Source organism: Geotalea toluenoxydans JCM 15764, assembly GCF_001311985.1.
Lineage (GTDB): Bacteria > Desulfobacterota > Desulfuromonadia > Geobacterales > Geobacteraceae > Geotalea > Geotalea toluenoxydans.
In genome coordinates this window covers 15,476-39,550 of the sequence record NZ_BBCJ01000035.1, presented here as the reverse complement: position 1 = coordinate 39,550, position 24,075 = coordinate 15,476, and the positions used below count along the sequence as shown (strand labels likewise).

General features: G+C 54.4%; 20 protein-coding genes, 2 pseudogenes and 5 CRISPR repeat arrays (1 of these 27 running past the window's edge). Of the genes and pseudogenes, 4 read left to right on the top strand and 18 right to left on the bottom strand.

Annotated features, from left to right (window positions below; genetic code table 11):
* Window positions 1–736: a CRISPR direct-repeat array (repeat unit 29 nt; unit sequence CGGTTCATCCCCGCGTGTGCGGGGAACAT); it reaches 329 nt to the left of the window's first position.
* Between the two features lie 90 nt (window positions 737–826).
* A CRISPR array of direct repeats spans window positions 827–1,709; the repeat unit is 29 nt; unit sequence CGGTTCATCCCCGCGTGTGCGGGGAACAT.
* A 334-nt stretch (window positions 1,710–2,043) separates the two neighbouring features.
* A CRISPR array of direct repeats spans window positions 2,044–2,680; the repeat unit is 29 nt; unit sequence CGGTTCATCCCCGCGTGTGCGGGGAACAT.
* Window positions 2,681–2,771: 91 nt separating this feature from the next.
* A CRISPR array of direct repeats spans window positions 2,772–3,106; the repeat unit is 29 nt; unit sequence CGGTTCATCCCCGCGTGTGCGGGGAACAT.
* 92 nt (window positions 3,107–3,198) lie between these two features.
* Window positions 3,199–4,325: a CRISPR direct-repeat array (repeat unit 29 nt; unit sequence CGGTTCATCCCCGCGTGTGCGGGGAACAT).
* A gap of 83 nt (window positions 4,326–4,408) precedes the next feature.
* On the bottom strand, window positions 4,409–4,717 hold the full coding sequence (gene cas2e / locus JCM15764_RS18350) for a type I-E CRISPR-associated endoribonuclease Cas2e (protein WP_054698279.1): 309 nt from the start codon (window positions 4,715–4,717) through the stop codon (window positions 4,409–4,411).
* Entirely contained in the window at window positions 4,698–5,621 is a 924-nt protein-coding gene (gene cas1e / locus JCM15764_RS18345) for a type I-E CRISPR-associated endonuclease Cas1e (RefSeq protein ID WP_243689388.1), read from the bottom strand. Before cas1e ends, cas2e begins: the two co-directional genes overlap by 20 nt.
* Before the next feature lie 89 nt (window positions 5,622–5,710).
* On the opposite strand from cas1e, the gene JCM15764_RS18340 reads away from it, so the two are divergent.
* Together JCM15764_RS18340 and JCM15764_RS18335 are read left to right on the top strand one after the other, a co-directional pair.
* A complete protein-coding gene (locus tag JCM15764_RS18340) occupies window positions 5,711–5,989 on the top strand; it encodes a type II toxin-antitoxin system TacA family antitoxin (protein ID WP_054698277.1) in 279 nt (92 codons plus the stop codon).
* Window positions 5,980–6,486: a GNAT family N-acetyltransferase gene (locus tag JCM15764_RS18335; protein ID WP_054698275.1), complete on the top strand. Its 507-nt coding sequence runs from the start codon at window positions 5,980–5,982 to the stop codon at window positions 6,484–6,486. The genes JCM15764_RS18340 and JCM15764_RS18335 overlap by 10 nt, the downstream gene beginning before the upstream one ends.
* Window positions 6,487–6,516: 30 nt before the next feature.
* Here the strand turns inward: JCM15764_RS18335 and JCM15764_RS18330 are convergent, their stop codons facing one another.
* The 8 genes and pseudogenes from JCM15764_RS18330 to cas3 form a co-directional block, all read right to left on the bottom strand.
* Window positions 6,517–7,140, bottom strand: a complete 624-nt coding sequence (locus tag JCM15764_RS18330) for a transposase (protein ID WP_054698299.1) — start codon at window positions 7,138–7,140, stop codon at window positions 6,517–6,519.
* A 91-nt stretch (window positions 7,141–7,231) separates the two neighbouring features.
* The gene (cas6e, locus tag JCM15764_RS18325) at window positions 7,232–7,837 is read right to left on the bottom strand and encodes a type I-E CRISPR-associated protein Cas6/Cse3/CasE (RefSeq protein ID WP_054698273.1); all 606 of its coding nucleotides are present in this window, start codon (window positions 7,835–7,837) and stop codon (window positions 7,232–7,234) included.
* The gene (gene cas5e, locus JCM15764_RS18320; RefSeq protein ID WP_054698271.1) at window positions 7,824–8,504 is read right to left on the bottom strand and encodes a type I-E CRISPR-associated protein Cas5/CasD; all 681 of its coding nucleotides are present in this window, start codon (window positions 8,502–8,504) and stop codon (window positions 7,824–7,826) included. Before cas5e ends, cas6e begins: the two co-directional genes overlap by 14 nt.
* A gap of 3 nt (window positions 8,505–8,507) precedes the next feature.
* Window positions 8,508–9,593, bottom strand: coding sequence for a type I-E CRISPR-associated protein Cas7/Cse4/CasC (gene cas7e, locus JCM15764_RS18315; protein ID WP_054698269.1), 1,086 nt, complete (start codon window positions 9,591–9,593; stop codon window positions 8,508–8,510).
* A gap of 29 nt (window positions 9,594–9,622) precedes the next feature.
* The gene (gene casB / locus JCM15764_RS25085; RefSeq protein WP_243689387.1) at window positions 9,623–9,877 is read right to left on the bottom strand and encodes a type I-E CRISPR-associated protein Cse2/CasB; all 255 of its coding nucleotides are present in this window, start codon (window positions 9,875–9,877) and stop codon (window positions 9,623–9,625) included.
* Between the two features lie 8 nt (window positions 9,878–9,885).
* Entirely contained in the window at window positions 9,886–10,071 is a 186-nt protein-coding gene (locus JCM15764_RS25080; protein ID WP_243689386.1) for a hypothetical protein, read from the bottom strand.
* Entirely contained in the window at window positions 10,049–11,587 is a 1,539-nt protein-coding gene (gene casA, locus JCM15764_RS18305; protein WP_054698266.1) for a type I-E CRISPR-associated protein Cse1/CasA, read from the bottom strand. The genes JCM15764_RS25080 and casA overlap by 23 nt, the downstream gene beginning before the upstream one ends.
* A pseudogene (gene cas3 / locus JCM15764_RS18300) lies at window positions 11,584–14,248 on the bottom strand (CRISPR-associated helicase/endonuclease Cas3). The gene casA and the pseudogene cas3 overlap by 4 nt, the downstream one beginning before the upstream one ends.
* 291 nt (window positions 14,249–14,539) lie before the next feature.
* On the opposite strand from cas3, the gene JCM15764_RS18295 reads away from it, so the two are divergent.
* Both JCM15764_RS18295 and JCM15764_RS18290 read left to right on the top strand, forming a co-directional pair.
* Window positions 14,540–14,767 carry an addiction module protein gene (locus JCM15764_RS18295; RefSeq protein WP_054698265.1) on the top strand — a complete coding sequence of 76 codons (228 nt, stop codon included), beginning with the start codon at window positions 14,540–14,542 and terminating at the stop codon, window positions 14,765–14,767.
* Window positions 14,768–14,953: 186 nt separating this feature from the next.
* The gene (locus tag JCM15764_RS18290; protein WP_054698263.1) at window positions 14,954–16,132 is read left to right on the top strand and encodes a PAS domain-containing sensor histidine kinase; all 1,179 of its coding nucleotides are present in this window, start codon (window positions 14,954–14,956) and stop codon (window positions 16,130–16,132) included.
* 377 nt (window positions 16,133–16,509) lie between these two features.
* On the opposite strand, the gene JCM15764_RS18285 is transcribed toward JCM15764_RS18290, so the two are convergent.
* The 8 genes and pseudogenes from JCM15764_RS18285 to tilS (JCM15764_RS25070) form a co-directional block, all read right to left on the bottom strand.
* Window positions 16,510–17,226: a pyridoxine 5'-phosphate synthase gene (locus tag JCM15764_RS18285; RefSeq protein WP_243689385.1), complete on the bottom strand. Its 717-nt coding sequence runs from the start codon at window positions 17,224–17,226 to the stop codon at window positions 16,510–16,512.
* Window positions 17,219–18,582, bottom strand: a pseudogene (gene glmM, locus JCM15764_RS18280) (phosphoglucosamine mutase). The gene JCM15764_RS18285 and the pseudogene glmM overlap by 8 nt, the downstream one beginning before the upstream one ends.
* Window positions 18,583–18,656: 74 nt before the next feature.
* On the bottom strand, window positions 18,657–19,049 hold the full coding sequence (locus JCM15764_RS18275) for a hypothetical protein (protein ID WP_054698261.1): 393 nt from the start codon (window positions 19,047–19,049) through the stop codon (window positions 18,657–18,659).
* Window positions 19,046–19,813, bottom strand: a complete 768-nt coding sequence (gene cdaA, locus JCM15764_RS18270) for a diadenylate cyclase CdaA (protein ID WP_054698259.1) — start codon at window positions 19,811–19,813, stop codon at window positions 19,046–19,048. The genes JCM15764_RS18275 and cdaA overlap by 4 nt, the downstream gene beginning before the upstream one ends.
* A gap of 52 nt (window positions 19,814–19,865) precedes the next feature.
* Complete coding sequence (gene folP / locus JCM15764_RS18265) at window positions 19,866–20,717, bottom strand: dihydropteroate synthase (RefSeq protein ID WP_054698257.1); 852 nt, start codon at window positions 20,715–20,717, stop codon at window positions 19,866–19,868.
* Window positions 20,717–22,561, bottom strand: a complete 1,845-nt coding sequence (ftsH, locus tag JCM15764_RS18260) for an ATP-dependent zinc metalloprotease FtsH (RefSeq protein WP_054698255.1) — start codon at window positions 22,559–22,561, stop codon at window positions 20,717–20,719. The genes folP and ftsH overlap by 1 nt, the downstream gene beginning before the upstream one ends.
* An 85-nt stretch (window positions 22,562–22,646) precedes the next feature.
* The gene (tilS, locus tag JCM15764_RS25075; protein WP_243689384.1) at window positions 22,647–23,252 is read right to left on the bottom strand and encodes a tRNA lysidine(34) synthetase TilS; all 606 of its coding nucleotides are present in this window, start codon (window positions 23,250–23,252) and stop codon (window positions 22,647–22,649) included.
* Window positions 23,198–24,025, bottom strand: coding sequence for a tRNA lysidine(34) synthetase TilS (gene tilS / locus JCM15764_RS25070; protein ID WP_243689383.1), 828 nt, complete (start codon window positions 24,023–24,025; stop codon window positions 23,198–23,200). The genes tilS (JCM15764_RS25075) and tilS (JCM15764_RS25070) overlap by 55 nt, the downstream gene beginning before the upstream one ends.
* Window positions 24,026–24,075 lie beyond the last annotated feature (50 nt).

Here is a 24,075-nt window from a genome sequence, read left to right as displayed (position 1 = left end):
AACATTCGTTGCGTTCGTAGAGCCTGATCTGCTTTTTCGGTTCATCCCCGCGTGTGCGGGGAACATATATTTTACCGGTACCGACACTTCCCCTACCTCGGTTCATCCCCGCGTGTGCGGGGAACATGGTGACAACGCGCTGCTGATGCGGTTGTAGTCCGGTTCATCCCCGCGTGTGCGGGGAACATGCCGCCATTGCCGCCTATGGCGAGCTGTTTAACGGTTCATCCCCGCGTGTGCGGGGAACATAAGGCCAGCGGCGCGTTCAGCCGCAAGGACCGCGGTTCATCCCCGCGTGTGCGGGGAACATTTTTTGTTATTGTAACTATCTGTAATTACATGCGGTTCATCCCCGCGTGTGCGGGGAACATATTTCCAGGTCATACAGGATGTTAGCTCCTACCGGTTCATCCCCGCGTGTGCGGGGAACATAGCGTCTGGCGGGTCGTCGCGTGTCGCTCAAACGGTTCATCCCCGCGTGTGCGGGGAACATACATTAATTATGTATACGATGCCGGGGCAAACCGGTTCATCCCCGCGTGTGCGGGGAACATGCCAGAGCCAGGGCCATACAACCCAGCTATATCGGTTCATCCCCGCGTGTGCGGGGAACATCCGAACGGGCTCAAGCCTCAACGCCATTGAGCGGTTCATCCCCGCGTGTGCGGGGAACATCAATTGGCCGGGCCGATAACTGCGCCAACTACCGGTTCATCCCCGCGTGTGCGGGGAACATATCCATAACCTTGTGGTGCAGGCCGAGACGGTCGGTTCATCCCGCGTGTGCGGGGAACATGCCTTCGATCAGTCCCCCAGGGTGGCAGCTTCGGTTCATCCCCGCGTGTGCGGGGAACATCCCAGGGGTCGGAGTTGGCGTAGTCGGAAAACGGTTCATCCCCGCGTGTGCGGGGAACATGCAATGCTACGGGTATAGGCAGCGACCCGACCCGGTTCATCCCCGCGTGTGCGGGGAACATTTCTGTTTCTCCTTTTTTATATCGGATAAAACCGGTTCATCCCCGCGTGTGCGGGGAACATTTGATCAACGACGGCAATATCGGCCAGCTGACCGGTTCATCCCCGCGTGTGCGGGGAACATCTGTATTGAGTTTGGTGCTACTGGCGCTAAAGCGGTTCATCCCCGCGTGTGCGGGGAACATAGGTTCCACATATCGCCCTTTTGCTCCCGTTCCGGTTCATCCCCGCGTGTGCGGGGAACATGCCCCCGGCCCTGTCCACCGGTGACGGTTGACCGGTTCATCCCCGCGTGTGCGGGGAACATAAGTTCGTGAGGCCACACCGTCTCCCACCTTCCGGTTCATCCCCGCGTGTGCGGGGAACATGAATCATTGTCGGCACTGGATAGCGCCGAAGTCGGTTCATCCCCGCGTGTGCGGGGAACATTCTGAGTCCTTAGACGCCGTAAACCGCTGTTGCGGTTCATCCCCGCGTGTGCGGGGAACATGTGTCTATCCCTTATCGGCCCCGACCCTGAGACGGTTCATCCCCGCGTGTGCGGGGAACATGCTTTGCTGATTTACTGACAATTGCCCCTTTCCGGTTCATCCCCGCGTGTGCGGGGAACATTCTTTCAGTGCGCCGATAAGGGCGTCCATCTGCGGTTCATCCCCGCGTGTGCGGGGAACATTCAAAGACGATTTCGCCTTCCCCGAACGCGCCCGGTTCATCCCCGCGTGTGCGGGGAACATAAGCTCCTGCTGGGCCTGCTACCCACAAAGAACGGTTCATCCCGCGTGTGCGGGGAACATGAAATAAGGCTGCCAAACAGGGGCTTCTATACCGGTTCATCCCCGCGTGTGCGGGGAACATTCATTCTGACTGCCTGCCGGGTATGGACAACTCGGTTCATCCCCGCGTGTGCGGGGAACATAAGTGGTCATGCTTGCTCTTGAAGCCGGGGCGCGGTTCATCCCCGCGTGTGCGGGGAACATACCGGGAGCGCGGATTCTTGTCAGAGCGGCAACGGTTCATCCCGCGTGTGCGGGGAACATATTACACCTTGTCGGTACTACCCGCAACAGCCCGGTTCATCCCCGCGTGTGCGGGGAACATTTCTCCACCTTGCAGCAGCCTCCTGGAGCGCCGGTTCATCCCCGCGTGTGCGGGGAACATCTGGAGCTGGCTATCAACTCCCTGGGACTCACCGGTTCATCCCCGCGTGTGCGGGGAACATAAAAGCCGCTCCGGCTGGGCCGGTTGCAGCACCGGTTCATCCCCGCGTGTGCGGGGAACATGGGATATCCCCGTATAGGCTGCACCGCTACCGGTTCATCCCCGCGTGTGCGGGGAACATAATTTATCGACCGTCACCCTGTCACTGATCCACGGTTCATCCCCGCGTGTGCGGGGAACATATCAGTACATCACTCCGCATCATCGGCCCCCCCGGTTCATCCCCGCGTGTGCGGGGAACATCGGTTACAAAGTCGTCCTTGTAATTCATTTACCGGTTCATCCCCGCGTGTGCGGGGAACATTGATAGTTCACTAGTTCCTCCAATTTCATGTTCGGTTCATCCCCGCGTGTGCGGGGAACATCATGGCCTGGGATAATTCCTTGATTTTGGCTTCGGTTCATCCCCGCGTGTGCGGGGAACATGGACGTCATCATTGTCACTCAATGGCCATAAGCGGTTCATCCCCGCGTGTGCGGGGAACATGGTGTCGAGCTGCGCACCATCGTCAACGCCGCCGGTTCATCCCGCGTGTGCGGGGAACATTTGGTTGCCCTTTCGTTAAGTTATTTCGTTAACGGTTCATCCCCGCGTGTGCGGGGAACATGAACACAACATGGAAGAAATTAAACGGGCATACGGTTCATCCCCGCGTGTGCGGGGAACATTAGTTGTCGATACATTTAGTGTAGTATGTGGGCGGTTCATCCCCGCGTGTGCGGGGAACATCAATATATGGTGCTGCACAGGAATTGCCATCGCGGTTCATCCCCGCGTGTGCGGGGAACATACAACGTGTTCCCGCCATTAAAAGCCCGGTTCCGGTTCATCCCCGCGTGTGCGGGGAACATTTTGTAGACGCTGGAATAGTTTTGAAAATTTTCGGTTCATCCCCGCGTGTGCGGGGAACATGTGTATTGCGTATGTGTATAGTTAACGAAATAACGGTTCATCCCGCGTGTGCGGGGAACATGCCACTGTAAGGCATTTATGGAAGGATGGGGCCGGTTCATCCCCGCGTGTGCGGGGAACATAGTAATAAATTCAAGGAAATTTAAGCTGCTAACGGTTCATCCCCGCGTGTGCGGGGAACATTACATATATCGATATTATACCTATATGTTACCCGGTTCATCCCCGCGTGTGCGGGGAACATTTCACTGCAAACCTGCATAAACAGGGGTTTTAGGGTTCATCCCCGCGTGTGCGGGGAACATAGGTAATAAGGGTTAATAAAAACACGGTACGGCGGTTCATCCCCGCGTGTGCGGGGAACATTTTACCACTTCATTCACAACGAAGTAACAAAGCGGTTCATCCCCGCGTGTGCGGGGAACATCCCTCGTGGCCTTCAACAAGTTTCGACCCCAACGGTTCATCCCCGCGTGTGCGGGGAACATGAAACCGTTATAAATGCAGAAAGCCTTTACCACGGTTCATCCCCGCGTGTGCGGGGAACATTTATAACGGTTTCGAATGGTATTTCCCCGGAACGGTTCATCCCCGCGTGTGCGGGGAACATCACTGGCCCATTCCATGTAGAATTCAATAGGGCGGTTCATCCCCGCGTGTGCGGGGAACATCACTGCAAACCCGCATAAACAGGGGCTTTAAGCGGTTCATCCCCGCGTGTGCGGGGAACATCCCGGCTTCCATGTGGCCGTAACAACTAACGCCGGTTCATCCCCGCGTGTGCGGGGAACATTGGGCCTGAATAACTTCCGTTGCTGTTGTGGCCGGTTCATCCCCGCGTGTGCGGGGAACATAAGGAACCCCGTTTACAGGTGTTGGTGTTAGCCGGTTCATCCCCGCGTGTGCGGGGAACATAACTCATGTACAGCCAAAAGCGACGGCCGACCGGTTCATCCCCGCGTGTGCGGGGAACATTTCATACGTAAAAATAACGGCTTCCTGTGCTGCGGTTCATCCCCGCGTGTGCGGGGAACATTGTATTGCGTATGTGTATAGTTAACGAAATAACGGTTCATCCCCGCGTGTGCGGGGAACATTCTTCGGGAATCTCCATATTGAGGGCGGTGACCGGTTCATCCCCGCGTGTGCGGGGAACATACCAACGCCAACGTCTATATCGACGGTCGTTCCGGTTCATCCCCGCGTGTGCGGGGAACATACTTCCTGTATCACTTTGAAATTACTATCGATTTTCAAAGAGCAAAATTCTACCGATTTTTCTCGCTGCAACCATGCCGTTTTTCAGGGCTCGGCAGCGGCGTTATCTCGTCCGTTTTCCGGCAGGAATGACACCAGTTTGATTCCGTCCATCTCAACCGGCATTCTTCGATTTTCGCCCAACGTCAGAAAATCGAAACCCGATTCATTATTGGACGTCCAGGCCATAACGGCATTCCCATCCTCGACCCCCTTTTCCAGATTGTTCCAGATCATCTCCCGCACACGCCGGGACACATCTCCCACATAGACCCCAGCCCGGACCTCGACCAGCCATAAGCCTAGCCGTCCACGTAAGCGGGGCGGCACATTTTCAACCACGATGACCAGCATCGCCCAGGCCCTCCTTGTTGGGAATGGCAATCTCCACCGCCTCTTCGTGGGCCTTGGGTCGTTCCAGTTCCCCGGCGGCAAGCACTTCCTCGATGGTAGGGATTATCCTGTCCAGAATCTTACTCTGTCGGAAGACGTCACGGCAGGCCAGCCGCACCTCACGTTCCGGATTGCGCGGATTCTTGGCGGCAATACGAAAAGCCACCGGCACCACGGTGTCGAATTTGAAGATATCGGCCACATCGTAGACAAACGACTGGGGTTTGCCCGTATGGATAAAACCGACCGCCGGAGCATAGCCGGCTGCCAGGATAGCAGCCTCGCAGATGCCATAGATACAGGCGGTTGCTGACGACAGGCAGCGGTTCGGCACATCGCCGCTTTCCCATTCGCTATAGTCATAATTGCGACGCTTCCACTCCACGCCATGCTGCTTCGCCAGCAGCTCGTACATCTTGCGTACCCGCACTCCTTCGATGCCGCGCAACTGTTCCACGCTGCGCCGCTCCGGCGGCTCTTCCCTGAAGCGTAGCGCATACATCTTGCGAACCACCTTCAGCCTGGCCGAATCGTCCAGGGCAAGTTTTGCCTGATAAAGGAGCCTATCCGACCGTGCTCCGCCCGGCTGGCCTGCCGCATAGAGCCGCACCCCCGCCTCGCCAATCCAGACGAGAAGGCAGCCCACCCGCGCCGCCAATACCACTGCCGCATGGGAGACACGCGCCCCTGGTTCCAGCATCAAGCAGGCTACGGTGCCGATGGGAATATGGGTGCGGACGCCGGTCACATCGACCACGACAAAGGCACCGTCGATAACATCCAGATTACCCCGCTCCACATAGACCACGGAGATGCGGTCCTTGATGGGAAGCGGTTTCAATGGGGGGAGGATTGGTTCGGTCATGGGTTGCCTCATTTCTCATGGAAGTATATCTAATAATTATTATTTGCCAAATGGCGCCATTTTGGTACCTTTTCATTCGGAGGTTCCCTATGGCAAAGAACATAGCAGAAGAAAGAATACCCGCCCGCATGCCCGCGGCGGTCTATGAAAAAGTCCTCGAAGCTGCCCAGGCGGTAGGCGCGACTCTTAACCAGTTCCTGGTGCAATCGGCACTGGAAAAGGCCAACGCCATCCTGGAGCAGGAACGGGTCGTTAGACTTTCGACGGCAGCAGCAAAAAAGGTCTTCGATCTCATTGATAACCCGCCGGAACCGAACGAGAAGCTGAAAACCGCCATGCAGCGGCGCAAGGACCTCTCGTGCCGGTAATCGCCCCACTTTCCCGCGAACACGACAGGGCCGGTTTCGATTGCGGCGTTCCAGAACTTAATGTCTTTCTCAAAGCAACTGCCCGACAACATGGAGAAAAAGGCATCTCCCGCACGTTTGTGCTCACTGAAGAAGACACACGGATTCTCGGTTTCTTCACGTTGACACTCGGCGAGATTCAGGTAGACAGGCTGCCCGCAGGTTATGTCAAAAAATATCCGGCCCATGGTCTTCCGGCGGTACGGCTTGGCAGACTTGCCGTCTCACGCAGGCATCAGGGCAAAGGGTACGGCGAACTGCTTCTGGCTGAAGCTATTCACCGCACCATCATCATTGCCGATCATGCCGGGTTGATCGGCCTATTCGTCGATGCCAAAGACGACAACGCCAAATCATTCTATGAACGATACGGTTTCATGCCCCTGCCATCACACCCATTGCACCTTTTCCTGCCGATTGCCACCCTGCGGACGGCCGATGGTAGGAGCAATTCATGAATTGTCCCAACGATGGTGGCCGCTGCCGGTTCAGACAGATTCCGGACGTTCCTCATCATCCGCCCACGTTGCCGGATTGGCTTGGATATATTCCCGAATAGCGGCCAATTCGGCCTCGTCCCTGATGACCCGTTCGTAAAAATTCCGCTGCCAGAGCCGGCCGGGGAACGACGGCCAATGAAACGTCTGCACACCCCGCGTATATTCAACGGTGGTCAGTGATTTAAACGCCTGTACAATCCGCCCCAACGAATTGTCCCGTGTTCCGTAGGGGCGATCCTTGTGATCGCCCGGTTTTTCAATGGCAATCGGATCAGGGCGAACACAAGGTTCGGCAAAACCCAAAGCAACACCCAAAGGCGGGCGAACACAAGGTTCGCCCCTACCGGACATGACGATAATTCCGTGGAAATGGTTGGGCATGATCACGTATTCATCCAACATGACGCCGGGGAATTTATCCGGCAATTTCAGCCACCATTCCCTCACCATCCGGCCGGCATCGTTGTGATGCATTTCGCCGTTTGTAATGTCCCCGAAAATGCATTCACGCCCCTGGGTGCAAATGGTGACGGAATAAGCCCCAACGGCAGCGTAGTCATATTTCTGTAGCCGAATGGAATGGCGATGATGGATGTCTGGATCGTATCTCATGTTCACCCGTAGGGGCGAACCTTGTGTTCGCCCGGTTCAATGGCATACCGATGCCGTAGGGGCGGCCCCATGTGGCCGCCCGCCTTTGGTATTATGCCCGCGCCAGGGACAACAATCCGCAACCGAAGGCCTTAGCCGGGCCGATGCCGGTTTTAACCAACGCAGCCAATGCATCCGGGCCTGTTACATTAAAAACACCCTGAAAACTAACCTGTTGAATCTTACCGACTCTATTTTCCTTATTCTTCCTAAAACGAAGCGGAAATACCGGGTCGATGACAAGATTTTCCAACTGAGCAACATCTTGAAACTTCCGTTCGATCCATGCTCGCTGGTCTTCTTCTTTTACAAGGGGCACTCGGCACTTTTTGGGTTCGCCAGATGCATTCTTCCTGCCGCCTTCGTCGTTGATCATTTTGATCGGATTGGCGACCAGGAAAAAGCGTAATCGCTGCCCTTCTTGCAATGTCAGCGGATACTCCTTGCACCCCAGTATTTGCGCCGTTTCTATAGATAGCTCCGGCTTGCGCAGGGACTGCAGCAAAACCTCTACTTTATTGCGGTCCGACTGCCCTACTCGAAACAGAAAATCCCGCTCTGCCTTCGCATCTTCAGGAAACAGCTTCCACAGTGCGCGATGTATTTCATAGGGGTTGTGGCAGGCTGCACCGCTGATCATGACTTTACTCAGATACATGGCCACCTCCCAGAACATAGAGGTTACGCCCGGCAAACTGGCGCGGTTGCTGGATCAACGGTACATCGCGAACCCGCTTCATCGTATCGCTAACCTTTTCCTCGCTGTAGATCGTACCGCCTTGCGGGGCAACTGTTTGCAGTGCATCTACCACACTTTTTGCCGTTATACGGGCATGAAACAATGGTCTGGCAAGGGGACAACTGCGCCGCCCTAGATATGGCGTAAAAAGCGGCTGCTGAACCGCTTTTTCCAGTTCGGCAATAGACACTTCGGCATCGGAGCGGCACCAGAGCGTCACGGTAAATTCGGCGTCGTAAAGATATTCGCGCCACGTCTGGATGGTTTCATGGCTCTTCAGGCCAGTGTAATCCTCGCGAGCATCTTTGACCGTGTGGTAATCGGTCATTTTCACCATGCGAACCGTTTGCACTGATCCGTTCTTGCGGGGAACACGGCGCTCATCAACCCTTACCGCCATACCGACGCTATCCGCCAATGCCTGCAAACGATCCCGTTCAATACGGCTAATACCGAGGCATGCCCCGAGAAGTCCGAGTAGAGCACTTCGCGTCGGGAAGTTTGCTGAAGGTCGCAACCCCTCAAAGCTGTGCTCACCCCACGCCTGCATGGGGCCATGCAGTTTTAAAATAAGATAGTCGCCCATGGTTTACCCCTTTCCGTCGGATTTCACCCATGTCTTCAACTCATCCAGAGTCTTCGCCGCTTTTACCCCTTCGGGAACTTCAGCAAAGAGCGCAAACTGGCCGCACCGCTCATCAAGGCCATATCCGGTATGGACTGCCTGCCGGTAATCTTGTAGTGCCCTAATTGATGGCTTCAGAAACCCTGAAGATGCCTTGACCGGCTCTTCAAAGGCATTGGCAAGAGAGATCGGCATGTCGGAAAACGATACCATTGCCAGATCAGCCAGATTGTGGGCGGCAAAACTCTGCTGCTTGGCGGAAGGAACTACCGTCGCTATCAGATGCAGCACATGAGCGGCGATCTCCAGCGCCTTTTCACGCGGCGCATTGCCCAGATTCCTTTGCAACTGATCAACATTAAGACTGGCATAACGATAAAACACACCGCTGGAAAACTCCTGGGTATCAAGGTGACCAGAACCGAGTTCCTGAAGATCGTCAACAGCAGTAAACCAGTCAATATCTGCATCAACAGTGTGGGTGGTAATGGCATGGGCGACAGCAAGAGCGCCGTCAACCTTGCCAAGTTCACTCAATAGCCCTGATGTCGCCATCCGCCCGGAAAGCGCTATATCAAGCCCTTTTGCCAGCGCTTGCCGCATGGCCTCGGCTTGATCCTTGATCTGCTTGGCAAGCCCTTTTTCATCAAGCCCCTGTTCGAGCCCTTTCTTGACCTGTTCACAGAACCACGCAAACTCTTCAACAGCCCATGGTGCAACGGCATCCCCTTCAACCGCGACCTCTGCTTTCAAATCCTTTACCGTCAGCAGCGCCAGAGTTTTACCAATCAACTCAGCATCAAACCGACCGGCGAGACGCTCGACAAGACAAGCTTTCAAGTCGCCAAGATGCTTGGTCCGGATGGTCGCCTCGCCAAGATTGTCAGCATAATACTTGCTCTTGCGCATGGTTCGCTTCAAGCTTTGGCTGGAAACACGCACCCGCCGCTTACCGCCAAAGATGGCCGACTTCTGCATGTTCATATCATCACGATTGAGACAGGACGGGCTGTGGGAAATGAGGATGTGAAAATTGATGAAATTCTTCATGGCTTATTCCTTTCGTATATGAGTTTTGCTTACTTGGGTTGATTGAGAAAATAGTCTTCCAGAAGATCGCGTTTGCTCCGGTCGTTCCAGTACCAGAGGGTTTTCGCCGCCAAGGTCCAGTTTACGGACGGTTCCACCATCTGCACAATGCGGCGGAGTTGGATCATGTCGTTGGGCGAATCCGAACGAACTACCTGAAACAGGCGTTTTTCACTGACATTTTTTCCCCTGGTTAATGCCTTGCCCAGCCCAACCCCATCGTTAGTGTGCCTGATGTGCGGCAAACAGAAAATCAATCGCTGGTATGCCTGTTTCTCCCATTCTGAATGGCTTTCCCGCTGAACAGCCGATAAAAGGTCGGCACCTCAAGCAGCTCTTCGGGCCTGGCGACGCGTCGCAATTCGGCTTTCGGCCCATTCGCCAACTGCTCCCAGGCGTGATAGAGCGCCATGAAATCAGGGAATTTCTGCTGTTCCATTGACCCCTCCTTTATTCTGTTGTGGTTCCAGATTATTTAAATGCTTGAAGAGCGTTCGCCGGGCAACCGCCAGCGTTTTGATCAATTGCGGATCATTCAGATAGGGACGAGTAGCTTCACGGAAAAGATCAGTAGCTATTGACTTTAATGAAGCACGCATTCTCGCCAGTTCCGGTGCAGGATCGGCAAAATCTATCCGTGCCAGCGTTTCTTCGATGGTCGGCTCGGAGCGGCGGTAGAATTGGGCTTCTGCAGCTTGATTAATTTTCACGCCTGCGCCTTTCACATCCTTTACACCATTTACAAAAACGAACACTGCCTTGTACAAAGCATCCCGATAACCACGTCCTAAGGAAACCAATTCACCGATAACTCCCGAATGTTTGTCCCACCCATGATTCAACGTAAAAACCTCATGTCGTCGTTCAAGAACCGAAGCCTGATTGTTACGGTAACCACCAATCAGCAAGTGGAGTTTTTGCAGCTGAGGAGGAAGAATTTTGCGCGCCTGCATAATGACTGCCGCAGGTTGTTGACCGTCGGTATTGGTCTTATCAAGCTGCTGCTGAACTACAAAACGACTTAGCTGTGTCCAGACAGGCGCCGAAGTTGTAAAGGAAGCAAATTTTTCTTCCATCTCACCTTTCTTGCTGGTCATGATGCGGGGTGAATGGGGGTGTGGCCATGTACCTGAAACCGTGTAGCTGAATTTTGCCTTATTGAATGCGACATACGCCTTGTCAGTACGGCAGCCGCAGCATGAACATGTCTCTGCCGCCACAGGTGGCAGAAGCTCAATATGCGCCGGTTGCCATAACAAACCTCGAATAACGCCAATTCTCTGCGCCGGAATGGTCTCTCCCGCTTTCAACGGTTCAATCCAGGTAGGCTTTTGCTGCAAAGTATCCCTATGCCATGGGAAATTCAACACCAGCTCTTCTTCATGCAGCACATTGAGCCAGACAGTTCGCCGCAGATGATCACCTTGCGCTAATGTTGTAATCGGTGCGCTGCCACGCAATCCAGCCTTGAACCCGCCACCAAAGCTCGGTGCACACGAAGCCTGGTTGAACAGAACAATCGCCGCGCAACCACCGCACAAGCCATCTGCCAATCCAGCCTGATTCACGAAACAACTGTTAGTTGCGCCCGTCACCCCGGCCAGCAGCTTATCCATCGGCGTCGGGTCCTTGGCAGCTACCCCACGAACCTGCATGAATGGCTGCTTTGGGTGATCAACACAAAACCAGTCGGCAAAATTCAGAGTAGCTGTTTCATATTCTTCTGCTGTAATGGGCCTTGAAATACGGGTCTGCAACTCCTTGCCGTCTTTCGGCGTAAAAAGCGCCTGGGTAATGCAGATCAATAACTGCATTGCCGCAAGCTCCATGTCATCTCGTGGGAGACATAACTCCCACTTCGCTTCTCCGCACAGCAGTTCGCGCAGAGAGATCTTAATAGCCCCACCGCTGTCAGGCGGACGGACCGGTATCCACTGATCGATCAAAAGATTCATTTCTCTCTCTCCAGTCCCATGTCTTTGTGATAGCGAAAAGTCACCCCTTTAGACACTCCCCGGTAACCTTCCCCCTCCTGTTCCATCTCAAGCCAGAACCTCCCTTCGTCAGATTTTTCCAAATCATACTTCCATGACTTCGGTACTCCGACACTATTCAATGACAACGCCTCAAGTTGCCTGAGTTCGTCCAACGTCTCGAAAACTGTCCCATCCATGAGCATCCGCCCCTGAGCTGTACGACAGAACGGCACAACCGAAAGATTCATATCACCGTCCCTAGTGACGGCAAGAACCTTGTCGTCAGTGTCATTGAACGGATTCATGGCCGTGTCTACCATGTACCGCGCCTTGTACCGTTTGATTTCCTCGATTTCGTATTTGAATTTTTCGTAACCCTCTGTCACTGCCACCGGCTCATTTTCCCAGCCATCTTCCTGATATACCGACTCTATCCAGTCACGGTACGCCTTGGGGAAAAGAATCTCTCCATCAGGCTCTGCAACAAGCTTTTTCGCTGTCCGCCAGAGAACGCGGGTATTGGTATAGATAACCCCGTGTAAGCCGAAATCATCCCCCTCTGGCAACAGCACTGTACAAAGCGGCTTTTCAAAACCTTCCGGACGCTTACCCGGTCGATGATGTCGATGCAGCCGCCCCATCCGCTGAAACAGAAGGTCTACCGGGCAGAGCTGAGTTATAAGCCAATCAAAATCAATATCCAGCGACTGTTCAACAACTTGCGTTGCTACCAGGATTCTTCCCGTTTCACGGTCTCCGCCAAGGCCAAACCGGTCAATGACGTCCAGCTCTTTTTCCTGTCGATGGCGATAGCAGTAGCGGGCATGAAACAGGTCAACCGGCAAACCGGTCATGTCTCGCAATGTGCGGACAAGCCCTTGCGCCAGGTTCACCAGATTGCAGACAATCGCCACCTGCGCCCCGGCCCCGGCTGCGGCAATGATCCTGCGGAGCAAGGTTTCATCGGGTAGTAATCCTTCAATAAGGATAGGCTCCACTTTGACCGCCACATTTTCCGGTAACTGCACAGGATCAAGTTCATGAAAATGTGGCTCAGCTCCATCGGTCCAGGTAATTAACGGATACGGCGCTTTCTCTTCCTGTTTCCCCGGATTAACTCCCCAAGCAGAGCAGAGTTGCTTGCGCTGACGCTCCGGTAGCGTTGCCGACAGGAGGATTGCCGATCCTCCCGAGGACTTTTGCTGCCGCAAAACCTCTTCCAGCAGGCCGTACATGTATGCATCATAGGCGTGTACCTCATCTATGATCAGCACACTTCTGCCAATGCCGAAGCCTCGCACAAAGCGGTGCTTAACTGGTAGCACCGACACCAGCACCTGATCCACAGTGCAGACACCAATTTGACCCAGAAAAACCCGCTTTCGGCTTTCCGCCAGCCACTGGCTGCACTGCACCCAACCATCTTCCTGGGAGTCATACCCTTCGATTGCGCAGTGTTTAATATTTGTGAAGGCTTTATTGAAACGAGCCAAGCCGTGGGCGAGTAAGAGATTGGGCTTGTCAGCAAACAAAAGGGGAGCAACTCGCTCCAACCGTCCCAGCATGGCATTTGCTGTGGCCTGTGTTGGCAGGGCAAATACGATGGAATCGGCCAGGCCAGCGGCAACAAGCCGCCAAGCATAGGCCAGAGCTGCTTCAGTCTTGCCGCTGCCAGTGGGAGCTTCTACCAGCGAAAGACCGGTTTCCAGCGGTAAATCATCTACCAATGTTTGCAGTGATCGTGGTGTGTTCTTTTTGTCGAGTAAAGCGTTGACGCCTTCATAGAATTTAGGTTGCCCAATGACACCGGCAATCTGTAAAGTTCTTGACGCATCAGAAACGTAACGCTCCTCAAAATATGTCTGTAAATTCAGTTCTTCCCTGCAATAAGAAAAATTTTCGTCATCACAACGGGAACCAAGCCAGTCAGCAACAGAGCAAAAACCTGCCATGAGAGGGGAATATATAGGAGGTGTATCGGTAAGAGAAAGCCCGACTGGCGAAAGGAATAGGGATTCCACAGCATGCAGCCATTCTCTCCGAGCCAAACGGTCAACTTCTCCCAAACGCTTGTCGCATGCTGAGGAAATTGCTGTTTCAGGAACGCAATCGGCAGACTTGATATGACCGTGGTGTCCGGTTACCGATTCAATCCACGGTTTCCACAAATCCCATGTACCAAAAGAGGTTTCCATCTGGTCAAGGAAATCCCATCCGACATCCTCCCTCTGCAATACTCCTCCACTTAACTTCGCCGCATTATCCTGAATGAACCAGGAAAGACCACCCTCGCCATGGTAATAGCTTTTGCATTCCAGAATACTAGGGAGCACCTGATAATTGTTTGCATTCGGATAGAGCGACTTCCAAAGCGGCATAACCCGTAATTGAAAGCGCGCATCGAGCTTTCCGTAATCATGCAGAGCAATATAGAACAGAACCCATGCCCTAAGCTGCTCTTCAAGCAAATCATTGTGTTGCTTAAACCCATGACGAATAGCCGGGCTGGCATCCCACCAACCGCCCCACCGCCGCCACATCCAGACAGTGATACGGCAACAGGTGATAACCATCCCCCTCCTTCTCCGCCTTCCCCCAATACCGGAAATAACTTTCCAAAGCCCACTCCTTACATCGCATTAAGAAGCATTATCCCAACAGCTGTAAAAAATCTTTACAGTGTAAAAAAATTTTACAGTCCTTCCAATCACTTAGCCCAACAGCAGCCTTTTTATAGTCCCATCCCCCGCCCCCTTACAAGCCCAAAATGATCCAAACCACATTATTTATTTCTTATTTTTTTCAGACACAGTGTAACCGTGCATTGCGACAGAATACGTCTTTTTCATAAAAATATTTCTAACACCCCGGTTTCCAACTGCGGTGCGTTATGCTAGATTGTGTTTAACATGATTATGAACGGAGGTACTTATGCACTCTAAAAAAGATGTCCTGGCAGAAGCCCTTGCTTTGCCTCCCATAGAACGGGCGGCACTGGTAGAGGAACTGCTCTCCAGTTTCGAGTTTTCCGGCAAAGAGCGGCTCGACCGTCTTTGGGCTGCAGAATCTGAAGAGCGCATCGATGCTTACGAACGGGGAGAACTTGTCGCGGCACCTCTTGAATCTGTTTTCGAGAAAATCAACGCATGGAAAAAATAGCGGACGTCATCATTTTAGCCGCTGCCACCGATAAGCCAGTAAAATCTTCCGCAACTTCTATCGTTTCCAGCCATATTTACGAAATATGCACCCCTTCTTTCATCTTGACCTTACCCCTCCCCTATTGTTAGATTCATTTGCATAAATTTGTTCTGATGCTTTACCCGTAAAAATGAGGTTGCTTACATGAGCGAACTGGTGGAAGTTACGAAAACAACCCCGTTACCAGCAGCGAAAAGACTCAACATAACCGCCGCCAAAGATGATGGGCGGCGCAAACTGCTTCTTGAAAGCGCCATTCCCGCCATGATCGAGGCGATACCCGATTACGTGCTGGTCCTTGACCGGCAGTACCAGGTGCTGGCCGTCAACAGCCGATTGCTACATGCCTTCGGCATAGATGATCCGCAGATGCTCGTCGGCCTCAAGCCTGGCGAGGCGCTGCACTGTATCCATGCCGACCAGAACCCTGATGGTTGCGGCTCCGGCAGGCACTGCCAGAAATGTGCGGCAGTCCTGTCCATTATCGAAAGCGAGCAGACCAACGCCCAGGTGGCGAAGGAGTACCGCATTACCATCGACAACGGCCAGTGGAGCGCCCTGGATCTTGAAGTGGTTGTTTCTCCCTTGAAAATAGGCGACCTGCAGCTGATCCTTTTCGTTCTGAAGGACATAAGTGCCGAGAAGCGACGGAAGGTGCTGGAACAGGTCTTCTTCCATGATGTGATCAATACGGCGGGAGGGATTCGCGGCATGGCCGAGGTGCTGGCCAAGGGAATGCTGCAGACTGCCGAGGACGAGAAATACTATAAGGAGTCGATGGTAAGCCTCTCTGCCAGACTGATTGATGAGATCGTCTACCAGCGGCACCTGCTTGCTGCGGAAAAGGGGGAGTTCAGGCCGGACCCGGGCATGGTGGATGTGCCAAGGCTGCTGCAGGAGGTGCAAACCCTTTATGCAAACCATGAGGTGGCTGAAGGGCGAAACCTGGTACTGAACTGTTCGACCAATGCCAACATCATCACCGATGCTGCCATTCTGCGACGGATCCTGGGAAATATGGTCAAAAACGCCCTGGAAGCCTGCGCCCCTGGAGAGACGGTTACCCTTTCATGCACCGAAGACGAGGAATCCATCACCTTCATGGTCAACAATCCGGGAGTTATGTCGGAGGATGTACAGCTGCAGATGTTTCAGCGTTCGTTCAGCACCAAGTCGGCCGAAGGGAGAGGTATCGGCACTTACAGCATCAAGCTGTTCGGCGAGCGCTACCTGAAGGGAAGCGTTTCCTTCACCAGCAACGACAAGGAAGGAACGACCTTCAGCTTTACCATTCCCAGATATTTTTCTATGAAGGGGGAGTAAGCGGTGATTGGTGATTGGTGATTGGTGACGGACGGGTGATTGGTGACGAGTGAAGAGTGATTGGTGAGGGAATCACCCCCTGCTCACTTGTGTTCGCTTCCCCCCTATGGAATAGGGGGGATTGAGGGGGGTCGGCAGAGGGGCCTTTTCAGCACTGGATGCGAGAAAAGCTCCAGCTGCAAGGCTTGCGAGTCCTGAGGACTGAGGCGTACATCAGGTACGCCGCAGGTACGAAGGGTGAGCGTAACGCAGCAGATCAGACGGAGCCGGATTCGAGATGATAACAAGGCGGCAAGGAGGAGGCGACGGAGGCGTACATCGGTACGTCGAGGAGCCAACGACGCAGCCAACGCAGTTAGGGCTCGAATACGGCTTCGTTATGAATATTTGACCAGGTCGACCATGTCCCTTACCGCTCGATCCAACCCCACCAGCACCGCCTTTGAAATGATGGAGTGACCGATGTTGTACTCCTCGATCCCCCAAGTGCGGCAATCTTCCTGATGTTGCTGTAATTGAGCCCGTGGCCGGCGTTGACCCCCAAGCCCAGCTTTCCGGCCAGCTTGATGGCATTTTCGATCTTTTTCAACTCTTCCTGCTCTGCTTTCCAATCGGACGCCTCGGCAAAAGCGCCGGTATGTATCTCGATGTAATCGGCGCCGCTCTTGTTGGCGGCTTGATCTGATCGGTGTCCGGGTCGATGAAGAGGCTGACGATGAGCCTCCATCCTGGAGTTTCTGCACTGCTCCCTTGACTGCATCCAGGTGTAGCCGTACATCGAGGCCGCCTTCAGTGGTAAGCTCCTGGCGTTTTTCCGGTACCAGGGTACACATGTCCGGCTTGACGGAAAGGGCGATGGAAACCATCTCGTCGGTTGCTGCCATTTCCAGGTTCAGGCGGGTTTTGATCGTCTGGCGCAGCAGACGCAGGTCCCGGTCCTGGATGTGGCGACGGTCTTCGCGCAGATGAATGGTGATGCCGTCGGCGCCGGCCAGCTCGGCAATGGCAGCTGCAGCCACCGGGTCCGGCTCTGCTCCCCCCCTTGCCTGGCGGATGGTTGCCACGTGGTCGATATTCACTCCGAGTCTAGCCAACTTTACTTCCTCCAATGTTCTTTTCAACCAGATCGGCTATCTCTTTGGCCCAGCCGGAAATCTGGTACTTGTCCTGCCCTTCCAGCATGATGCGCAAGAGCGGCTCCGTGCCGGAGTAGCGGATGAGGATTCTCCCCTCGTCCTTTACCTTTGCTTCGATGTCGCCGATTAGGCCGGCCACTGCAGGGATGGTCATCACATCCCGCTTTTCCGCCACCCGCACATTTACCAACACCTGGGGCAGGGCAAACATCACTTCGGCCAGCTCGGAAAGGCGCTTGCCCTGGCGCTGCATCACCGCCAGCACCTGCAGGGCGGACAGTATTCCGTCACCGGTGGTATTGTGGTCGAGGAAGATCATGTGGCCCGACTGCTCGCCACCCAGGTTATATCCCCCCTTCTGCATCTCTTCCACCACGTAGCGATCGCCGACAGCGGTCTTTATCACCCGCCCCCCTGCTCTTTTCACGGCAATGTCCAGTCCCATATTACTCATGACGGTGGCCACAAGGGTCTGTTTATTCAGCGTACCCTTCTGCAGCATGTCGGTGGCGCAGATGGCCATGATGTTGTCGCCATTCACCTCATTGCCGAACTCATCGACGAATATGACCCGGTCCGCATCGCCGTCCAGGGCTATTCCCAGATCGGCGCCATGCTCTTTCACCGCTGCGCTGATCACCTCCGGGTGCAGAGAGCCGCAGCCGGCATTGATGTTGGTGCCGTTGGGCTTGACGCCGATGGCGATCACTTCGGCCCCCAGTTCCTCGAAAACGGCAGGGGCAACCTTGTAGGCGGCGCCGTTGGCGCAATCGAGAACTATCTTCAGGCCGCTCAGGTCCATATCCTTGGGAAAGGTGCTCTTGAGGAAGACAACGAATCGCCCGGCGGCATCGTCGATGCGGTATGCCTTGCCCACTTCGTTGGCAATGGGGCGCATGGAGTCCATGTCTCCGGAAAAAATGAGCTCTTCGATGCGCAGTTCCATTTCATCGGGCAGCTTGAAACCGTCACGGCAAAAGAACTTGATGCCGTTGTCCTGAAATGGATTGTGGGATGCGGAAATAACCACCCCGGCGTCAGCCCGCATGGAAGAGGTTATGTTGCAATGCCGGGGGTAGGAAGGGGTCCCACCTGAAGCACATCCACTCCCATGGAGCATATGCCTGCGACCAGTGCATTTTCAATCATGTAGCCGGAAAGCCGGGTATCCTTGCCGATAACAATCCTGTGCCTGCTCTTGCCGTTCCTGAAAATATGTGCGGCTGCCCTGCCGATCTGCATGGCCATTTCCGTTGTCATGGGGTAAACATTGGCCACCCCCCTGACGCCATCCGTGCCGAAAAGTTTTTTCATCGTCTGAACCTCCTGAGCTTTTAGGAGAAGTAAACTTTACTCTACACCTAATTTATATACTACAGCTTTGCCTTTTAATCTGGCTTTTTTGGCTCCGATGGCTGAACCATTATAACAACTGCCGTCAACACTGTTTTCACCCGCAATTCATCATCCAGGTGGATAAATTTCTCCGGCTCGGCGAACCGGTTCACTCCGGCATGCAGCCCATGGAGGTCCAACTGCGCCTTCAAGCCTGTAATTTTTGCCTTGAGCAGCAGAATGCGCGGACCGGCTATAACCATTTCAACATAGGCCGGAGGCTGGGTTACCAGTGTCAGCCCGGCAGGCACATTACCGTATTCCACCGGCACCCTCACTCTTTTTTCGCCTTGGGTCTCGCTCGTGATGAAGAGAAAGACAAGCACCGCCAGCAGAAGGGACAGAACCCGGAGCAAGATTTTCTTCTCTGCCTGATCCATGGTCATGACAGCCACCTGGGTTCTATGAGTTTGCGCAACACCTTGCGGAGAGTGATGGAGTCCAGATCATCCGATTTGTGCCCTCCGACGACAAGCGAAATGGATCCCGTTTCTTCCGACACAACCAGCACAACGGCATCCACCAGCTCAGTCAGGCCGATGGCGGCCCTGTGCCTGGTCCCCAGATTCTTGCTGATATCCGGGTTCTGGGTCAGGGGCAGAAAACAGCCGGCCCTGGTCAGCTTCCCCTTCTGGATGATCACCGCGCCATCATGAATGGGAGAATAGGGGAGAAATATGGAAGAAATCAGTTCGCTGGTGACCTTGGCGTCGATATCGGTGCCTACGGCAATGAAATTGTCAATGGACATTGACCGCTCGATGACTATCAATGCGCCGATCTGCCTGCCGGCGAGAGACTCTACAGCAGTGGCCAGTTCCTCGATAATGGAATCCACCTCTTCCACTTCCCGCTCTTTCCCCTGACGCCCCCGATTCATGGTAGCGAACGCCAGCCGGATATCCGTCTGGAAAATCACAACGAGAGCAACGAAGGAGGAGGCAATTACAGCCTGCAGCAGCAGGTGCACGGTATGCAGGCCGGCAAGGCGTGCGGCCATGGAGAAAACAAGGAGCAGGGAGAGGCTTGCGAGGATTCGTACTGCCAGTGCGTCGTTAATGAGCAGGCTTAGCCTGTAGATGACGAAGGCTGCAAGTGCGATATCCAGTGTCTGTAGTATAAGGCTCAAATTTTGCGGAAATTCCGTCATTCATTACCTGGTGGTCAGGATTGCAGATGGTGCTGCCATGCTAACCGCTGTATCAGTTTCGTTTCCCATAAAGCGCTCCGGCCATATCGGCAACATCGCGCATTTCCAGGACATCGTGCACCCGGACAAGGGCAGCACCGTTGTAAATGGCGACAGCGACTACAGCAGCAGTGCCGAAAAGGCGTTCAGCCGGTTCCTTGCCGGTAATCTTGCCGATAAAGGTCTTTCTGGACGCGGCCAGAAGAATAGGACGGCCAAGCTCTGAAAATTCGCCCAGGCGGCGAATGATCTCCAGGTTTCCCTCCATGTCCTTGCCGAAACCGACACCTGGATCGACGATGATCCGTTCTGCCGGGATTCCGGCATCCTCAGCCAGTTTTAGAGACGAGCGCAACGTTGCCGAAACCTCGGCAATAATATCTCCATAGGTGGTATTCAGCTGCATTTCCTGGGGGGTCCCCCTGGTGTGCATGACGATCAGTCCGGCACCGGCTGCAGCAACGACCCCTGCCATATGGCTGTCGAAGGTGAGACCACTGATATCGTTAATGATTTCGGCCCCCGCTGCCAATGCAGCCTCGGCAACGGAAGCCTTGTAGGTATCGATGGAGATGGGGATTTTAAGACGGCCAGCCAGCGCTTCAACCACAGGGATAACCCGGTTCAGCTCTTCCTGCTCGCTTACCGGCGGCGCATTGGGACGGGTACTTTCACCGCCGATGTCGATGATGTCGGCCCCCTGAGCTTCCATTTCCAGTGCCCTGCAACAGCTTTCATAACTGAAAAAGCTGTTGCCGTCTGAAAAGGAATCGGGGGTGACATTGAGGATACCCATGACACAAGGTCGTCCGGAAAGGTCGATGGTGCGTCTGCCGATGGACCAGGAAAGCGGGAAATCAGCCATTATGCAGGGGTCACCTCGGGTATGGCCTGTACCGGCGCGTCCGACCGAATGATCCGGTCAACCTCATCGCCACTCAGGTTTTCCTTTTCGATCAGTTCCAGGGACAATTTGTGCAGAGTATCGATGTTGTCGGAAAGCAGCTTGTATACCCGGCCGTAGTTGTCGTCGATGATGCGCCTGATCTCCACGTCGATTTCAACCGCTGTCGCTTCACTGTAATTCTTGTGGGTGGACATTTCGCGGCCGAGGAAGATCTGCTCGTCTTTCTTGCCGAAACTGACCGGCCCAAGCTTTTCGCTCATGCCCCATTCACAGATCATCTTCCGGGCAATCTCCGTAGCCCGTTCGATATCATTGCCGGCGCCGGTGGTCATGGAACTGAAGATAATTTCTTCTGCCACCCGGCCACCGAGAAGAACAGCAATACGGTCCAGCAGCGATTCACGTGAATAGCTGTGCTTGTCCTCTATGGGCAGCTGCATGGTAACGCCAAGCGCCCTGCCCCGTGGGATGATGGACACCTTGTGCACCGGATCGGTTCCAGGAATAAGTTTGGCCACCAGGGTATGTCCGGCCTCATGGTAGGCAGTGTTTTTCTTCTCCTCATCGGAAATGACCATGCTGCGCCGTTCTACCCCCATCAGGACCTTGTCCTTGGCATCGTCGAAGTCCTGCATATCGACAACGCTCTTGTCCTTGCGGGCGGCGAGAAGAGCTGCCTCGTTGACCACGTTGGAAAGATCGGCTCCGGAGAAGCCGGGAGTACCCCTGGCAATGACCGCCAGGTCGATATTGGGGCCAAGGGGTGTTTTCTTGGTGTGAACCTTGAGGATCGCCTCGCGCCCCTTCACATCAGGGCGGGGCACCACCACCTGGCGGTCGAAACGGCCGGGGCGAAGCAGTGCCGGATCGAGGACATCCGGGCGGTTGGTGGCAGCGATGAGAATGACCCCTTCGTTTGATTCAAAGCCGTCCATCTCCACCAGGAGCTGGTTCAGGGTCTGCTCGCGCTCGTCGTGCCCTCCCCCGAGACCGGCGCCACGGTGACGGCCGACGGCATCGATCTCATCGATGAAGATAATGCAGGGTGCACTCTTTTTCCCCTGGACAAACAGGTCACGGACCCGGCTGGCGCCGACGCCGACGAACATTTCCACAAAGTCGGAGCCGGAGATGGAAAAGAAAGGGACACCCGCCTCCCCGGCTATGGCCCGGGCGAGCAGGGTTTTACCGGTACCCGGAGGTCCCATGAGAAGGACCCCTTTGGGAATACGGCCACCAAGCTTGGTGAATTTTTTCGGCTCCTTGAGAAAGGAGATGATCTCTTCAAGTTCTTCTTTCGCCTCTTCGATGCCGGCCACATCTTCAAAGGTGATTCGTCCCTGAGATTCGGTCAGGAGCTTGGCGCGGCTTTTGCCGAAAGCCATGGCCTTGCCGCCGCCCCCCTGCATCTGGCGCATGAAGAAAATCCAGACCCCCACGAGGAAGATGATGGGAAACCAGGAAATAAATATAGAGAACCAGGAAAATTTCTCTTCTTCAGGTCGCGCGTTGACCGGAACCTTTTTCGCCAGCAGGAGGTCGGTCAGCTTGGCGTCGGCCGGTTTGTAGCTGCGGAACTCCTTGCCGTCGCTGAACTTGCCGATGATCTCGTTACCCTGGATGGTGACGCTGGCCACCCGCTTATCCACATTCTTGATCTTGCCGGTTTCCACAGATTCTATGAAGTCGCTGTAGTCCAACTTTTCCTGGGATGGTTTCGGCTTGTTGATCAGATTGAACAACAGAATCATCATCAGGCTTATGACAAGCCAAAGGGCCAGGTTTTTATAAAACTGATTCAAGTTTACCCCCGTGATAGGTTGAAAAGCTTATTTTGCCGCATATAAGGTTGAAAAGTTACCATAAAGGACAGTTGTTGACAAGTGCTTAAGCTGGCGTGTCAAGAATCTCAACCTTCAGCACCGAGGTGGTATCCGCCGTTATCCTGCCTGAGGCTGCCGGCATGACCCCACCGACCCAGAACAGGGTGTCCCCGGAAAAGAACAGCGGTATGCGGCGCCGGGACGGAAGGGGTACCTTGCGATCAATGAAGAGGTTCTTGACTTTTTTTGACCCGCCCATGCCGAGTGGGAAAAATGCATCACCCGGCCTGAAGGTGCGAATTTGCCAGGGGAAAGGCACGGCATCCATATCTAAATAGACCACATGCGCCGGTATATTTTTCCAGGTCCCCGGTGCGTGAGCAAATTCAACTGAAAAGGAGCCTCCACATGGAATGGCGTAGCTGCCAGGGCCCTCGACATGAAGTTCATACTGTTCCGGCAGTGTATAGTTCTCACTGCTGAAGGCAAGCTTTTCGTAGCAGCGCATCACGGTAATTCCGCGGCTGAGATTGACTTTGCCGCTTGGCTTGCGTGAGAGAAGAAGAAGGTCCACATCGTTGAGATGTGCAGCGCTGATAGTTGACAGATCGCCTTTCAGTTGCTGCAGTGCCTGCCGATACATGCGGATGCGTATCCCCCTGGGTTCCATATCCGCTCCAGCGACTGAGATGGATACCTCTCCCGATCCCACTGAGGCATGGTTGGCGAACGCAGTTGCAGTAACTGCCTCCAGTATTTTCTCGTCTTCGGAGAGAGCGACGGCGGTTGTAGCCAAACGCTCGGTAATGGCTGGATTATAACCCTGAGGAATGGGATCAATTCATGACGAATGCGGTTGCGGAGGAAATTGAGATCGGCATTGCTGCTGTCGGTCCGGTAGCCAAGTCCCTTTTTGTCCAGGTATGATTCAATTTCCCTGCGGGTTACCGAAAGCAGTGGACGGATGATCAAGCCGGCAGTAGTTGAGGTCATGGCGCGCAAACCGCTGCCCCCAGCGCCCCTGATAAGCCGCATCAGCACTGTTTCCGCCTGGTCGTCGGCATGGTGTGCAACTGCAACTGACCGGGCCTTGCAGTTTATGGCAAGCTCCTTGAAGAACCGATAGCGGGCAACGCGGCCGGCTTCTTCAAGGGACATCTTACTCTCTCGGCTAAGAGCAAGTACATCCACAGCCTTTGTCACGAAGCAAACGCCGTATTTCCCGGCCAATTTGCGGACAAATGCCTCGTCTGCATCAGATTCGCTGCCACGTAGACAGTGGTTGAGGTGGGCTACTATGAGACGAAGCTTCGATGACCTGAGGCTGGCAAGCACATCCAGCAGGGCAACTGAATCAGCACCGCCGGAAACGGCAACGATAATCGTATCGCCAGAGCTGATAAGCCTGTGTGCCCTTATGTAGCTATTAACCTTTCTCAACATGAATATCGCCTCGAAATTCCCAATGAATAAATGCGGCTCCAGATACAAAA